The sequence below is a fragment of the Bacteroides faecalis genome, assembly GCF_003865075.1.
Classification (GTDB): domain Bacteria; phylum Bacteroidota; class Bacteroidia; order Bacteroidales; family Bacteroidaceae; genus Bacteroides; species Bacteroides faecalis.
The window spans coordinates 53,743-68,197 of sequence record NZ_BHWB01000012.1 but is presented as its reverse complement, the minus strand read 5'-3'; the positions used below and the strand labels follow the sequence as shown (position 1 = coordinate 68,197).

General features: G+C 37.6%; 12 protein-coding genes. 3 read left to right on the top strand and 9 right to left on the bottom strand.

Translation table 11 applies throughout. The features are described from left to right. Nucleotides 1-182 precede the first annotated feature (182 nt). Nucleotides 183-986, bottom strand: a complete 804-nt coding sequence (locus EJF25_RS17675) for a hypothetical protein (protein WP_125042166.1) — start codon at nucleotides 984-986, stop codon at nucleotides 183-185. 437 nt (nucleotides 987-1,423) lie between these two features. Here EJF25_RS17675 and EJF25_RS17670 point away from each other — a divergent pair, with 437 nt between their 5' ends. The 3 genes from EJF25_RS17670 to EJF25_RS17660 all read left to right on the top strand — a co-directional run bounded on the left by EJF25_RS17670 (nucleotide 1,424) and on the right by EJF25_RS17660 (nucleotide 3,320). Beyond that, on the top strand, nucleotides 1,424-1,660 hold the full coding sequence (locus EJF25_RS17670) for a type II toxin-antitoxin system Phd/YefM family antitoxin (protein WP_125042165.1): 237 nt from the start codon (nucleotides 1,424-1,426) through the stop codon (nucleotides 1,658-1,660). Nucleotides 1,661-1,743: 83 nt separating this feature from the next. Next, entirely contained in the window at nucleotides 1,744-1,944 is a 201-nt protein-coding gene (locus EJF25_RS17665; protein WP_125042164.1) for a Txe/YoeB family addiction module toxin, read from the top strand. Between the two features lie 665 nt (nucleotides 1,945-2,609). Continuing rightward, nucleotides 2,610-3,320, top strand: a complete 711-nt coding sequence (locus EJF25_RS17660) for a hypothetical protein (protein ID WP_200832935.1) — start codon at nucleotides 2,610-2,612, stop codon at nucleotides 3,318-3,320. 294 nt (nucleotides 3,321-3,614) lie between these two features. Here the strand turns inward: EJF25_RS17660 and EJF25_RS17650 are convergent, their stop codons facing one another. The 8 genes from EJF25_RS17650 to EJF25_RS17615 all read right to left on the bottom strand — a co-directional run bounded on the left by EJF25_RS17650 (nucleotide 3,615) and on the right by EJF25_RS17615 (nucleotide 14,452). Beyond that, nucleotides 3,615-4,418: a hypothetical protein gene (locus EJF25_RS17650; protein WP_125042161.1), complete on the bottom strand. Its 804-nt coding sequence runs from the start codon at nucleotides 4,416-4,418 to the stop codon at nucleotides 3,615-3,617. Between the two features lie 773 nt (nucleotides 4,419-5,191). Next, nucleotides 5,192-5,551, bottom strand: a complete 360-nt coding sequence (locus EJF25_RS17645; RefSeq protein ID WP_125042160.1) for a hypothetical protein — start codon at nucleotides 5,549-5,551, stop codon at nucleotides 5,192-5,194. Nucleotides 5,552-5,554: 3 nt separating this feature from the next. Beyond that, the gene (locus EJF25_RS17640; RefSeq protein ID WP_125042159.1) at nucleotides 5,555-5,860 is read right to left on the bottom strand and encodes a hypothetical protein; all 306 of its coding nucleotides are present in this window, start codon (nucleotides 5,858-5,860) and stop codon (nucleotides 5,555-5,557) included. Between the two features lie 323 nt (nucleotides 5,861-6,183). Next, nucleotides 6,184-7,299 carry a glycoside hydrolase family 88/105 protein gene (locus EJF25_RS17635; RefSeq protein ID WP_125042158.1) on the bottom strand — a complete coding sequence of 372 codons (1,116 nt, stop codon included), beginning with the start codon at nucleotides 7,297-7,299 and terminating at the stop codon, nucleotides 6,184-6,186. Nucleotides 7,300-7,728: 429 nt separating this feature from the next. Further along, nucleotides 7,729-9,792: a beta-L-arabinofuranosidase domain-containing protein gene (locus EJF25_RS17630; protein WP_125042209.1), complete on the bottom strand. Its 2,064-nt coding sequence runs from the start codon at nucleotides 9,790-9,792 to the stop codon at nucleotides 7,729-7,731. A gap of 41 nt (nucleotides 9,793-9,833) precedes the next feature. Then, complete coding sequence (locus tag EJF25_RS17625) at nucleotides 9,834-11,837, bottom strand: glycoside hydrolase domain-containing protein (protein WP_235016854.1); 2,004 nt, start codon at nucleotides 11,835-11,837, stop codon at nucleotides 9,834-9,836. Between the two features lie 8 nt (nucleotides 11,838-11,845). Next, nucleotides 11,846-12,979 (bottom strand): aldose epimerase family protein, encoded by a 1,134-nt coding sequence (locus EJF25_RS17620; RefSeq protein ID WP_125042157.1) that lies wholly within the window; start codon nucleotides 12,977-12,979, stop codon nucleotides 11,846-11,848. 9 nt (nucleotides 12,980-12,988) lie between these two features. Beyond that, nucleotides 12,989-14,452 (bottom strand): glycoside hydrolase family 125 protein, encoded by a 1,464-nt coding sequence (locus tag EJF25_RS17615; RefSeq protein WP_125042156.1) that lies wholly within the window; start codon nucleotides 14,450-14,452, stop codon nucleotides 12,989-12,991. Nucleotides 14,453-14,455 lie beyond the last annotated feature (3 nt).

Here is a 14,455-nt window from a genome sequence, read left to right as displayed (position 1 = left end):
AATTTTTTCTTATGAATTTTTTTCAATTCGTATCGTGGATAATCCTTATAATAGGTGTAGTGAAAACACTTCCAAAATATAAGTTATCTAATAAAAGAGTATGGTTCTATTATACAATAATGATGAGTAGCGTAGGTGTCATCAACTCATTTGTAGAACTAATAAAAACATTAATATAAACTTTACTTCAATTTCTGTAAGAATACCTCCCAGTCATCATCTTCAATATTAAATCTTTTTCGCGCACGAGATTTCATCACACGATAAGACCCATCAGTAATACACAAGATAGACAATATCTCTTCTTTGCTTTTTCTCATTCGAATGAGAATACATAATATAATATCACGTGCTGGAGGTAAAGGTTGAATGTTCTGCTTTTTTAGCCAACTGAAAAAGACTGGATCAATTGCATGACATCCTTCCACCAATAGCGAAATCTCACTTGGAGTAAATTGAGCAATAGACTTATTTTCAATGAGTTTACGAAATAACAATAGTCCTTTCTGTGGAGGTGGTGGAGAATCTACCAGCTCTCTAATTCTTTGTGTTTGGAGAACTGCCTGTCGTCGCTCTTCCTCTAGCCTCTTATACAAAGTAGATGTAAACTTGATTATGCCTGCTACTACAATTCCACCAATAATCAACGCTGGTAATGTATAGGTAGACAACACCGGGTCCATAACCCGATGAATTTCTTTTGGCATCAACTCAAAAGCTCTATTAGCCGCAAACAAAAGAAAAGCTGCAATAAATTGCCAATCGGTTATTTCGGCGCCCAATCCTTGGGCACCCGGTTCGCGAATGGTCCAAAGTAACGCACCCACAAATAATACTATCCACAATGTGAGATAAATAGAAGATGAAAATGCATCAACATACAATTCTGGAAAAATCATTTCGGACAGATATGCTATAAGTATGACACCACAGCATAACAAGCCACCCGAAAGTAATTGTTTAAAAGAATAAGCTATTTGCTTCATATATCACTGTTTATCAAGTGTTTTATTTCATACAAACTTACAAAATTCTTGTAGTTTTATACCTGATTAATAAAAACAAGACTACCTTCTCTTTCGCCTTTTCATTACTCTTGGTACACATTTTATTATTATCTTTAGGTCTCGACTTATTAACCTATAAATTGGCTTAATATGAGACGAGTCTGTGTTTTGATGTTCACAAAGGTAGCATTTATATGTGTATCTTGTATGAAAACAGTTCAAAATAGAATCCATTTTTGGTGTATTGCCCCCAGTTGAATCAATTACATGATTTGTTGGTTTCTCATCAAGAAGCAGCTCATTCGTGACAATTATGTTCCCGATAAAATGATTCAATGTTTACGATAAGGTGGTTAATGCCCTTATAGTACTTGCAAGTACAATATCATGCACTTATATTATTAATTAAGAAAGTTATGAAAACAACCAATTATTCAGAACTAAGAAACAACCTAAAAAGTTATCTTGACGGGGTTATAAATGACAGTAAACCGTTAATTGTTCATCGCTCAGGAAACGAAAGTGTAGTTATTATTTCATTGGAAGAATACAATTCAATTAAAGAAACCGAATACATAATGAAATTTTCCGCTATGATGGACATTATCCGCAAAGGCGATGAAGAAATAAAAAGTGGTGATAGCATCCATTGATATTGAAAACTTATGAAAATAAAGCTTCTCGAACAAGCTAAAATAGGTCTTGATTACTGGAGAAAACCGGAGACAAAGCTATAATGAAAAAAATAATAGCCTTACTCAGAGATATTGCCAGACACCCATATACAGAAATAGGTAAGTCGGAAGCTCTAAAATACGAACTAGCTGGAAAATGGTCAAGATGTATCAAATCGGAGCATAAGATGATGAATTTAGTCCATGATGATACAACAGAAATTGATATACTTTCAATGAGATACTATTATTCAAGAAAATAAAGATGGAATAACTTACTACTATAGCAACCGACGAAAATAATGGTAACAAAGAAGAGGGATCATTTTAATTTATTCCGGAATACTTTGGTGAGTACTCCTTTAATCAAAATATCAAATATTGTTATAAAAAGGTTGGTATTTCAATACTATATAAAAAATAAAGGTTGGCGGGATGCTCTTCTATAAAAAAACGTTTTCCCCTTTCTATCAGAGTTTAACCTCTGAAACAACAAAGAAGAAGTCTTTCATACAATGTTACTAATGAAACATACTCTCCCCCGAGAGTGCTCCCGCCAAACCTTTAATTTTTCAATCAATATTATTATTTATACACGCTAGTATAATAAATATATCTTCTATTTGAAGAACAAAACAACACGAATAAACATTACCGATATTTTTATGTTATTCTTTTGCTTTTTACTTTTGCAAAGATAGGCGTCTTTTTATTAGAATCCAATAGGGCGTTACAGCACAAAAAGTTCTATTATCCTAATTATAAGCAATTTATCCACATAGCGAAAAGGCATTTTATACTTATATTGTAACATTCATAGACAGACTTTTATTAATCAGAACCGATATTTTTATTTTTAGGGCAAATATTTTCCTTCAAATTTGTATTTTTTCGCTTACTTTGCAGCAAATCTAAAATCAAAACAATCATGACTGGAAAAAGAATGAGAAATCTATCGTATGTAATAGTATTTGCTTGTGGAATATTAGCCACATTCTTTATTTATAGCTGTAGTAACGATGACTACTACGCTGACGAAACAGAAGCGGGGACAAATGGGATAGCTAAAACACGCGCATTTTCATCGAGAATGATGAATGGGGAATATACACTTATTGATTCTATCGCTACTTCAGACGAATTTTGGGAATTTGAAATGAGCAACGAACTTCTCGCCGAAAAATTTAAAGCTTATACTTCTACGTTAAGTGAAGAAGAATATGATTACTTAATGGAAAATATAAATAATGATGATTATACGGTCGAAATCATTAAAAAGGCTGATTTGAATGATGTATTACAACAAGTAGAAAAGGCTAAAGACGATTTATTCAAACAAACAGGTTTTTTGAGATTAAGTGAAGAAGAAAAAGCTCTATTATTTACTCAATTTGCAGAGAGTCGTTTACAAACTAAAATAAATCCTTTAAAAACACGTAAGGAAGGTGGAGACATTTCTGAATGCCAAAAACTGAAAGATGAACATCTTTATAGAGCCAAAGCAACATTTGATAATGATATTGTATATTGCGGTGGTGTACCAATTGTTGCACAAATTTGCTATATAGATGCTGCAGCACGATATAATTTAGAAGCAAGAATAGCAGAAGAAAATTACCAAAAATGCATAGGAAATTAAAAGTTAAAGCTATACAATATATCATTATATATTGTATAGTTTGCAGCATTATCTTCATGTTATGCTATTTAGACTTATTTTTAAATGATATAAATCGAGTTGCTCAAATTTTATTGATTAACTTTTTTACTTTCCTTTCGTGGATAGTAATAATAATCGGTGCTATTGATACATTCCCTAAAGATCCATACTCCAATAAAAGAGTATGGTTTTACTTTGGTGTAATGACTGGACTTATTGCTGCCATTAATTCTTTAGTAAAATTGATAAACTCATTAATGTATTAGGAATAATTTACTTGAGTTTCCTCAAAAAAGTTTCCCAATCATCATCTTCAATACCCAAACGCTTCCGCGCACGAGATTTCATAACACGATAATTTTCGTTAGTAATACAGAAAATAGCCAATATTTCTTCTTTTGTTTTCAGCATCCGAATAAGAACACATAAGATTATATCACGTGGTGGTGGAGCTTGCTGAAGATGTTGTTTTCTGAGCCAATTAAAGAATTCCAAATCAATAATCTGACATTCCTCTACCAATTGCAAATTCTCACTAGCAGAAAGCTGAGCAATAGATTCATTTATAATAAGTTTACGAATCAATTTACAATTTTTATGTTGCGCTGGAGGAGCATCAAGTAATTGCTGAATTCTTTGTGTTTGAAGGATATTTTGCTTCCGAACATCCTCTAACCTTCGATATAATGAAATAGAAAACTTTATTAATGTTGTTACTATTATACTCCCAATAACTAATGCAGGTAATGTATAAGTTGATAATACCGGATCGACAACTTGATGAACTTCCTTCGGCATCATATTATAAATTCGATCTGCTACAAATAAAAGAAAAGCTGCAATGATTTGCCAATCTGTTATTTCTGCTCCTAATCCTTGTATTCCCGGTTTCCGTAATGTCCAAAGTAATGCTCCTACTAAAAGAACCATCCAGAATGAAAGATATATAGAATATGAGAAAGCATTCATATACATTCCTGGAAAAAAGACCTCGAATAGATATGCGGCTACCACGACGGCAATACATAACAGGCCGCCCGATAATAATTGTTTGAAAGGATAAATTGTCTGCTTCATATCTCTACTATTTCTATCTCATTAATAATCTCGTCTAGTAATTTCGCCACTGCAAAGGTATAAAATAAGTAATTACGGGATTCAATACCTATCATTTATATTTCGGCCCATTAATTCACCGTATCTTGTCTCACCAAATCATTCATGTTATCTCCAGAAATCAACTTATCATTTCTGATTCCATTGAGCTTACGTTACTCTTTGTATCTAGTCCATGTACGAATAATAAAATAAATCGGAATTGAAAAACTAAATAGTATTTCATACTATTATAATTCCAACAATTAAACTCATAAAAAGCAATACATAATAATTTGTACTATCTAATATTATGATACTCTTATTCAATACTATATAACTTATCATAGAAGTCATATACAATCCAATTGTGCCACCGTATTGGCACAAGAATGCCACCATATTGGCACGATTGTGCCACAGTGCTGACACAACTGTGCCAATATGGTGGCACTAATACAGATACTAATAAAAGAAAACTTAATTTATAGATAACATCTCCTTTCTATATAAAGACATTTATACAAATAGATCTTTCAATACAAATTTCCAAGTCTCTATCATTAAATAAACAACAAGTCCTGTACTACCTATTAGCCAGAATGCAAAACGAAAATGCGCCGCCCGTTTTGTTTTGGGTTTCTCCCAAACAGGTTTTATATAATATATATTCAACACAACTGATATCACAGTACAAAACAATAGCATCAAACCTGAACCTGACATTATATCAAACTTTTAATTATTCAAAATTCTTATTCCTTCTCTATAATACGCTCTTCTAGCACTTTCTTCAACTCATAATAAGAATCGAGCTTATGCTTCCACATTTCCGGATCATCATCCGCAGAATTATCCAATTTACAACAAGAGTGTGTATTTTCTGCAACAGGCTCAGAAGCCTCATCGAACTCTGCAAATTCGATTTCTATCCGATCTCCGACTTTAAGCATACCACCATTCCATATTTGATGAATTTCATTCGGCTTTTTTAAACCACCAATGCTCCAAAAAGGATCATTATAGCGGGCTATAGTTGCAAGAAGACTTACACCACCATCGGGAATACCAGCTTTGCAAACCTTATCTTCGAATTTTACAATAAGTCCTTTCATATTCTATATAAGCCCCTTTTCAAGAAGTTCTGTTTTAAGTTGTTCAAACCTTGCTTTCATCTCACTACGATCACAGTTTTTAGCCTCTAATATAGGCGATATTTGATCTGTTTCGATAACTTTGATCACAACCTTATCACCTTTTTCCGGTTTTCCTTTAAACCAAGAAATATAACGGTAACGATCTAATCCACCCAAATAAACCTTATCTGCTCCAGAATATCCATAGGATAAAATGACAGTTGTCACATTACTAGAACCCATAACTATTGGTTTATCATCATTTATAGTTACTTCAAATGCAATCATAGTATTCTCTATCTTTAGTCCAACTATTATTCCTGTTTATAATATTAGCTATAATCCAAGACATTAACAAGCATTTTGCCAATGATTCATTTTTTGAGTATGGAAAATTTACTTTATTGAAGTCCAGTTCCCTCTTTTTCTAATTAGAAAGAAAAAAGATTCCCCCAAACCTCTATAACTTACTCACTTTTAAATATACAGAGATTTGAAGGAATCTATATAGCCACTTCTTAATCTTGCAGTTAAATCGGACATAAACTTAGAACAGCTTTTTCTGTCCCATTAGTATCATTTCTGCAAAATTACTTTTTCAATAAATAATCTTACTTATTCAGCAAAGCATAAGCACACCACAAGATAGGAGCCTGTCCATGATAATCTCCGGCAATACGAGGACGGTCAAGATAATACTGCTTACTGTTTTTCTTACCTGTTCCGATACAAACTTCGGTAAGGTCATTGTTATCGTCTATATAGTTACACAATGAAAGCCAGGCTCTACGCGCAACAGGACCAAATTCTTCTGCATTCAACCATCCGTTTTTAACACCCACAATCATAGCATAAGCAAACATAGCCGATCCCGATGTTTCCGTCCAAGATTCAGGAGTATCTATCAACTGATTCCAAAGACCATCTCTATTTACGTATTTTTTCAGATTATTCATCATCAGAACATATCCTTTCATTATTCTCTCTCTGTTAGGATCATTCTGCGGTAGATTAAACAGTAGCTCTGTCATACCTACAGCCATCCATCCGTCTCCACGTCCCCAATAATAAGGAACGTCCGGCGCATGATAGAATAAGCCATTAGGATGTTGTAATTCATCCAGATACAGAACCATCTCTGCAGCAGCTCTATTCATATATTTAGTATCACCCGTAACTTTATAAGCCTCGGATTGCACAATAGTAATCATATACATATCATCAATCCAAAGACGGGTTTGCCATGAATGCCCTTTCTTGTCCCAACTGCGTTCTTCTTCGTTCGCATTTGCAGGAAGGGTCCATTGAGTATCGGCATACGGAAGTCCGAGCTCCCGATAACGCTCGTCCTTTGTGATACTATACAATCTTAGAGGCAGACATCCAAACATATTCTGGTCTACATGGATCGGAGGAGGAAGGAGATTCTTCTCTATATGAAACAGCAATTCGAAACGATTCCTCAAATTCTTTATCAATTCCTTATTTTGGGTCAATTCAGCAAACCGAAGTGCCCCATACCATGTACATACTTCGGCATAATGTATTCCTCTATCGAAATATAACTGGTGTTTGCTATCCAGGAAATGCTTACTTAGCTTCTCTCCCACAATCTTCGGATCAGCCTTTACAGGAAAATTATCAAAATAATTTTGAGCTGTGGCAGAACCTGTCACTAAAAATGCAATCGCAAATAGCACATAAATAAAATAAAAGTTTTTTCTCATGTTTCTATATATTTCAAATTAAACAAATATTATTTCACTAAATAAAGTAACTAATAAAAAATGAATAAGAATATGACTCAAAAGCAGACTATATATGCCATAAGAACGCCTCCGTTTGCGCACACGAGATTTAATGTAACATCAACGTAATAATCTAAATAAATTGTAACCAGCATTAATTATGCATTTCCGTTAAAAGTAGTAAGGTATTGCTCCAAGCAAATAAGTAATTACTTAATTCAATTACCCAATACTCTAAAAACTCTAACTAAAAACTCCTGATAATCTAATCAAAAAAATATCAACCTGCTCAAGACGCGTATTATTATGAGCTCACAGCCATAATAATACACGTCTTGTTTTTTATCTAAATTCTTCAGCAGGATGATTCTAATATATAACAGTGTCCATGTTGTTAATTCTATATACTTATTCCCTTGTATTGGGGAAAGCAGAAATTCTCAATCTTGCTGCTCCCATCGGGATCAAAGTAATCTCTTCTTTTGCGCCTTTCGCAGCATCTTCTTCAGGCAATACCCCACAGATTCCGGTTTCGTCTATTTTCCAACTAGGAATCTGGCGACCAAATGTTTTCACTTCCAAAGGTACACTGCTTACAGTGAATGGAAAATTATCTGCCGGCCAGTCTTTACGCACTACTTTGAAATTCTTCAATGGATCTTTTTGATCTAATACCAATGAATAGTTCCAAGGACTATTTGCATAAATCTCGGTAGTAGGCCATTTCTTAGAATCAGCGCCTTTCTGCCATTTAGAATCACCGATAGCAGTTTCGCGACTATCTTTCTCTACATAGTTCTCGTCTATCTTAAGAGACATTGTTAATGGTCCGTAATCCACACTTACGCTATTCTTATTTACCTGCCAAGTGCGCATGGAAAGAGACATCGGTAAAGTCAGTTCCACTTTATCACCGTCAGCCCATTCGCGTTCGATGCATAGATATTTTCCTGCTACAGGCTTAGTACTCACTTTCTTACCATTAACACGTACTTCAGCATCCGAAGTCCAACTAGGAATACGTAGATAGAACGGGAAAGCAACCTCTTCACCGGTAGAAACCGTAAAAGTAATACCTTCTTCGAAAGGATAATTAGTCTGTTCGTGAAGAACGATTTCTTTTCCCTGACCTACTTTCACTGTTGCCTTGCAAGCTCCATAGATAGCAGTTGCCACTCCATTATCAGGAGTTGCCAACACGAGGTGTTCTGAGAAGTAAGGCCAGCCTTGAGCATGATTATGCTGACAGCAACGGCTACTAAACGGATTCATAGAAAGGAACGGACCACTATTGTCGATACCCGGATGATGATTCTTGGAATCACTAATTGTATGGTTCGGACAAGTGATATAACGCAATGCTTTGAAATCGGGCATCACAGCAGCAGGATAGGAATTGAAAGCTACTTCTTCACAATGTTCTGCCCACATAGGATCACCGGTCAAGCAAAGCATAATTTCATCTGACGCCATTTGCTCAACCAATCCGCAAGTCTCCACACCCTGACGAGGATCGATATATCCCATACGGGCATTCTCGTCAGCACCAAACATACCGCCCGGCACTTGACCAAAAGTACGACGAATCAGATTATGTACATTATAAGAAGCTTTTAGCATTGCCGAATCTCCCGTCTGCATATAGTATGTAGCCGGTTCGCGGAAGCACTGAGCGATATTCACATTATGCCAGTTGGGCAATGAAGTAGATTTTGTCCAGTCAGCAGTATTCCGGTGAATCTTTTCTGCCAGATCAAGCAAGAACTTATCTCCTGTACGGTTGTAAAGCCAATAAATACTGATAATATTATCACCACCACGGCTATTTTCCCAATAATCTTTCAACAGCATATCATCAGGTACGGTCATCTGCCACTTGAAATAATTAGTCATCAAGTCAATTACCCGCTGATCGTTTGAATATTCATAATACGACTGCAAACACCAGAGCATAATCATCTGTGCCCACAGCTCACGTCTGCCGTTACGCTCGTTCACAGGACCGAAATAACCATCCGGCTGTTGGCTTGCAAACACTCCTTCCAGCCAAACCTTTGTCTCCGCTATCATTTTCGGATCATTCAGGATATAAGCCAAATTACCATATCCCTTGAGCCAATAAGGTACTTCTTCCCAACCATGATCTCCACCTGTAGTCAGCCAAGCATTATTTTCTTTTTCCAACCAGGCACTGATTTCTCCCAGATGTCCGGTCAAGCCTTCACGCTGCAATTCAAGATACTTTTTCACCCATCCTTCCGGCTGAACACTACCAACAGGCAGTTTGATAAAATTCAACGGTTGAAGCGGAGCGCGATAACTCACATAATTTACGTTCGCCGATTGTGTATCGGGACGTTCCACCACCTTCACCACATCACCGGATGAAGAAGTAGCACAAGCGGTAGTCAACAGACTTGCTGTCAACAAGACACCTGCAAAATTCACTTTTAAACGTCTATTCTTTTTCATCATAACTATTAGACAGGCTACACACCTGATTCATTAAATAACTACTTACAATTAAATACTAAATGTCCTCCCTTCAAAAGTTCCAGATGAGAAATACGATAATCGTCAATGACCTTTCCATTGAAACGAATGTTTTGAATCAAATCATCTTTCTTTTTCCGTCCTTTCACCTCGACAGTCAGTTTCTTTCCGTTCGACAAACGAAGCTGAATCTTATCAAAAAGAGGCAAAGTCAGTTCATAATATTCATCCCCCACCAAAAGAGGGTAAAAGCCCATAGCACCAAATACATACCAGGCACTCATCGTACCATCATCTTCGTCCATCTCTGGACTATACCCTACGGGATCATTCTTAAATGCTTTTCCAAAGTAAGGAGTAGGAAATTCCGAATTCCCTCCGTATTTGTGAATCATGGGTTGAGTCATCAGGTTGCGTACAATCTGTTGGGTTTCTCCCGGCGCTCCGAGACGGTTGAACAAGTAAGGAACATGAATGTCCGGTTCATTACCCTGATTGTACAAATGATGATCGAAGAAGTAGCTGAGTTGCGAGCGAAGTGAGTCCTGCCCTACCCATTCTATCATCTTGTCGATATATTGTGGGGCTGCCCATCTGTATTGCCAGCGGGTTCCCTGATAAAGTCCGTTGTTCTTCATCACTTCGAAAGCCGGAGTGACAGTCATAAATTCTTTTTTCCAAGTTTCTTCGAAAAGAGTGGCAGAGCGTTGCCTATACAGTTCCGCATCCTCTTTTTCATCGATAATATCTGCGATCTGAGCCATTGCCCAAAGATCATAAGCCGATTCCATTTTCTGGTCGGGCGAACGCATCGGCAAGCGTTCCATTTCCTCTTTCATACCGGCATATCCTTTACGGAAATCAAGGTTCGTTATTCCTTTCCGGTATGCATCCAGCAATAAAACAACAGCATGTTCGGTACGAACGGTCGGAGTCGATTCGAATCCCGTAGACCAGTCTTTCTTTCCTGTAGCATAGAGATGAATCAGAGAAGTAGCCATATCGCGCATCTTCACCGGTTCGGTCAATACCAATAAAGGAAATTTAGTACGGAAGGTATCCCATAATGACCAATTGCTGTAATAACGAAAATCTTTTGAAACATACTTCTTTCCGTCTGTGCCCAAATATTCGCCATCGGGAGAAGTGACATCGACCGGACTCAAGAAGGTTCGGTAAAGCGATGTATAGAAAATTATCTTATCATCTTGCTCTCCACCTTTCACATTAATGTTTTGCAGTTGTTTTTCCCATTGAGCGAAAGCCTGAAGTTTCAGATTGGAAAAACTCATCTCTTTCCAACGTGAACATTCCTTTGAGGCAAGTTCTGTACTTAATGGAGACAGTCCGATGCGGACTTCCACTGTACGTATCTCCTCATCAAATTTCAAAGCAGCTGTAGTTGGCTGTTGTTCCTGCAACTGGAAGGGATGGTCAGTGTTTAGAGAGAAGTAGAGTTTATATTGACCACGTCCGCAAACGTTTCTCGCTTGTACATATCCCTCTATGCAGGTATCGGACACACGTTCATATTGACAAGTAGCCACACCTTCGAAAGTGGAAGCAAAGTCCACCCATAATGTAGCGGGAGTATTCCGGTTATACTGGAAGATTTCTGCTGCCATAGCATTGGTAGCCGTCAATTCGGTTACAATACCATTGGTGAAAGCGGTTGTATAATAGCCTGGGACTGCCTGTTCAGTAGATTTATCAATATGCAACTCCTGTGCAGGTGCTACAGGACGGATACGTAAGTTTCCCCCACCTCCGCTACAACCTACTCCGGAGAGACGATTGACAGAAATGCCGGATACTTTTGTCACTGCATAATCATAACCCGCATGAGTACGCGGGTCACTGTCAGGACAGACACAAACCATTCCGAAAGGGACAGTGGCCCCGGGAGCTACTTGTCCGTTATCGCCGGATGTTCCGATAAACAGATTCACATATTTTGTGTTCTGTGCAACGGCCATTGTCATGCATAACAACAGAAAGAGCAAAAGACCACTGTACCTTCTCATAGTTCTTATTAATTAGCTACAGAGAATTTATAGATACATTCGCTTGTATACTTCTCTCCTGGACGTAATACAGCTGACGGCCATTCAGGTTTGTTAGGAGTATCAGGATATTTCTGTGTTTCAAGACATACAGAAGCACGCTTGTTATAAGTAATACCTTTCTTTCCTGTTACAGATCCGTCAAGGAAGTTTCCTGCATATACCTGAACACCCGGTTCGCTTGTATACAGCTCCATTACAATACCGGTTTTCGGTGATTGCAATGTAGCAGCTTTGCGAGTAACATCACCTTTGGCATTCAATACCCAGTTATGATCGTAACCATGCCCATTCTTCAATTGCTCGAAGTCATAGTCGTCAATACGCAAACCCACCGGAGTAGCCACACGGAAGTCCATCGGAGTACCTTCTACTGTAACAATCTCACCTGTAGTCATAAATGTGCTATCTACCGGAGTGTAGTAATCAGCATCTACCGTCAAAATATGATCGCTATTGCTACCGGCATCACCATCCAGATTGAAATAAGAGTGATTAGTCAGATTGATAACAGTCGGTTTGTCTGTTTCAGCTTCATATTTAATATCAATTGCGTTGTCGTCAGTTAGTTCCATCACAACTTTGCAAGTAAGATTACCCGGGAATCCTTCTTCACCGTCGTCAGCTTTGCAAGTCAGTTCAAGTTTCTGCGGAGTCAGCAGATTTGCATCAAATATCTTGTATTGGAATCCTTTCGGTCCACCATGCAGACAGTGTCCGTAGTTATTTTTAGGCAACTGATATTCTACACTATCCAGCGTAAACTTACCCTGACCGATACGGTTGGCATAACGACCAATCGTTGCACCAAAATCAGAAGGTTTGGAGATATAGTCCTGGATAGAATCAAATCCCAATACCACATCCTGCATTTTTCCATCTTTGTCGGGAACCATTACAGAAACAATACGACCACCGAAGTTTGTAATACAAACTTCCATGTTGTTCTTGTTACGCAACACATACAGATCAGTTTTCTTTCCGTCTACTTCCGTCTGGAAGTTACTTTGCAATAAACCGGAATCCGTTGTTTTTTTCTCGGCTTTCGGTGTACAAGCTGCCATTAAAAGGGCGGCAACTGCCCATACACATAACTTTTTCATGATACTTTATTAATTAATACTGTTCAACAAATCCACTTTTCCTTCATTTACCAATTTAAGAATCAGCTCTCCAAAGAGTGTGTTTTGCCATGCAAACCAAGCACGGGTAAATTTCTCCGGATTATCCTTATGGAATGATTCATGCATAAATCCTTTTCCTGCATCAGTGTCCATCAACATCTTGATACATGCTTTGATTTCCGCATCGTCTTTACTGGTAAAAGCCTTCATCATAATGCTCATCGGCCAAATCATATCATATCCGATATGCGGTCCGCCAATACCTTCACCGGCTGTTCCTTTGAAGAAGTAAGGATTATCTTCGCTCCAAACAAACTTACGGGTATTCTGGTAAATCTTGTCGTTTACATCTACATCACCCAGATAAGGCATTGCAAGCAGACTCGGTACATTAGCGTCGTCCATCAACAGGTGATTACCGAAACCATCTACTTCGAAAGCATAAATCTTACCATATTTAGGATGTTTGTATACTGCATATTTCTTTAAAGCAGTCTCTACTTCTTTTGCCAATGATTTGCATTCTTTTGCCAGATCCTCTTTCTGATTGACTGCTTCCAGAATTTCGGCAGCTTTACGCAATGAAGATACAGCAAAGAAATTAGAAGGAACTAAGTATTGCAATGTAGTAGCATCATCCGAAGGACGGAAACAAGATACGATCAATCCTACAGGATTTACCGGAGCTCCCAGTCCATCATTATTCAATGTATCCAAAGCACGTTCTGTCTTACGTTGGAATTTATAAGGTCCAACTCCCTCTTTCCGTTGTTGTTCTTTGAAAGTCTTCAGAATCTGAGTTATTGCCTGAATCCACTCTTCAGTAAATATACTTGCATCACCGGTTGTTTTCCAATAATGGTAAGCCAAACGTAACGGATAACACAATGAATCGATTTCCCATTTGCGTTCATGCAATTCCGCTTTCATGTCTGTTAAGTCAGTCATCCATTCATTATCTTCTACCGGACCATCATTAAATGCATTTGCATACGGATCGATATTAATACATTTGAACTGGCGGAGGATAACTCCAGCCAGCATTTGTTTCAATTTAGGATCAGAATTAGCCAACTGTACGTAGGGCCAAACCTGTGCACCTGAGTCGCGGAGCCACATAGCATGTATATCTCCCGTATAAACAAAGGTATCCGGTTTACCATCTTTTCCAATACGGAAATGCACAGTAGTATCCAATGTATTTGGGAAACAGTTCGTAAACATCCAGGCTAATTTTTCATTCTTCAGCAACTTCTGTATACGGAGAATTTCTTTTTCCACTGCATCCGAATGGAATAAACGTTCAGAGACTACCGGACGGTTATCTTTCTGAATGGCATCTGCAGCGCAAACATACATCTCCGACATACGCTCAGCAGCCTGTACTTGTCCTCCACAAAGCAGCATAGCCGCCAGCATACCTGTACTAATATATTTTACTTGTTTCTTCATGAT

What these genes read in the sequence shown, in the direction of transcription:
- EJF25_RS17675 (WP_125042166.1), bottom strand. Translation starts at nt 986, where the DNA reads ATGAAGCAAATAGCTTATTCTTTTAAACAATTACTTTCGGGTGGCTTG.
- EJF25_RS17670 (WP_125042165.1), top strand. Translation starts at nt 1,424, where the DNA reads ATGAAAACAACCAATTATTCAGAACTAAGAAACAACCTAAAAAGTTAT.
- EJF25_RS17665 (WP_125042164.1), top strand. Translation starts at nt 1,744, where the DNA reads ATGAAAAAAATAATAGCCTTACTCAGAGATATTGCCAGACACCCATAT.
- EJF25_RS17660 (WP_200832935.1), top strand. Translation starts at nt 2,610, where the DNA reads ATGACTGGAAAAAGAATGAGAAATCTATCGTATGTAATAGTATTTGCT.
- EJF25_RS17650 (WP_125042161.1), bottom strand. Translation starts at nt 4,418, where the DNA reads ATGAAGCAGACAATTTATCCTTTCAAACAATTATTATCGGGCGGCCTG.
- EJF25_RS17645 (WP_125042160.1), bottom strand. Translation starts at nt 5,551, where the DNA reads ATGAAAGGACTTATTGTAAAATTCGAAGATAAGGTTTGCAAAGCTGGT.
- EJF25_RS17640 (WP_125042159.1), bottom strand. Translation starts at nt 5,860, where the DNA reads ATGATTGCATTTGAAGTAACTATAAATGATGATAAACCAATAGTTATG.
- EJF25_RS17635 (WP_125042158.1), bottom strand. Translation starts at nt 7,299, where the DNA reads ATGAGAAAAAACTTTTATTTTATTTATGTGCTATTTGCGATTGCATTT.
- EJF25_RS17630 (WP_125042209.1), bottom strand. Translation starts at nt 9,792, where the DNA reads ATGAAAAAGAATAGACGTTTAAAAGTGAATTTTGCAGGTGTCTTGTTG.
- EJF25_RS17625 (WP_235016854.1), bottom strand. Translation starts at nt 11,837, where the DNA reads ATGAGAAGGTACAGTGGTCTTTTGCTCTTTCTGTTGTTATGCATGACA.
- EJF25_RS17620 (WP_125042157.1), bottom strand. Translation starts at nt 12,979, where the DNA reads ATGAAAAAGTTATGTGTATGGGCAGTTGCCGCCCTTTTAATGGCAGCT.
- EJF25_RS17615 (WP_125042156.1), bottom strand. Translation starts at nt 14,452, where the DNA reads ATGAAGAAACAAGTAAAATATATTAGTACAGGTATGCTGGCGGCTATG.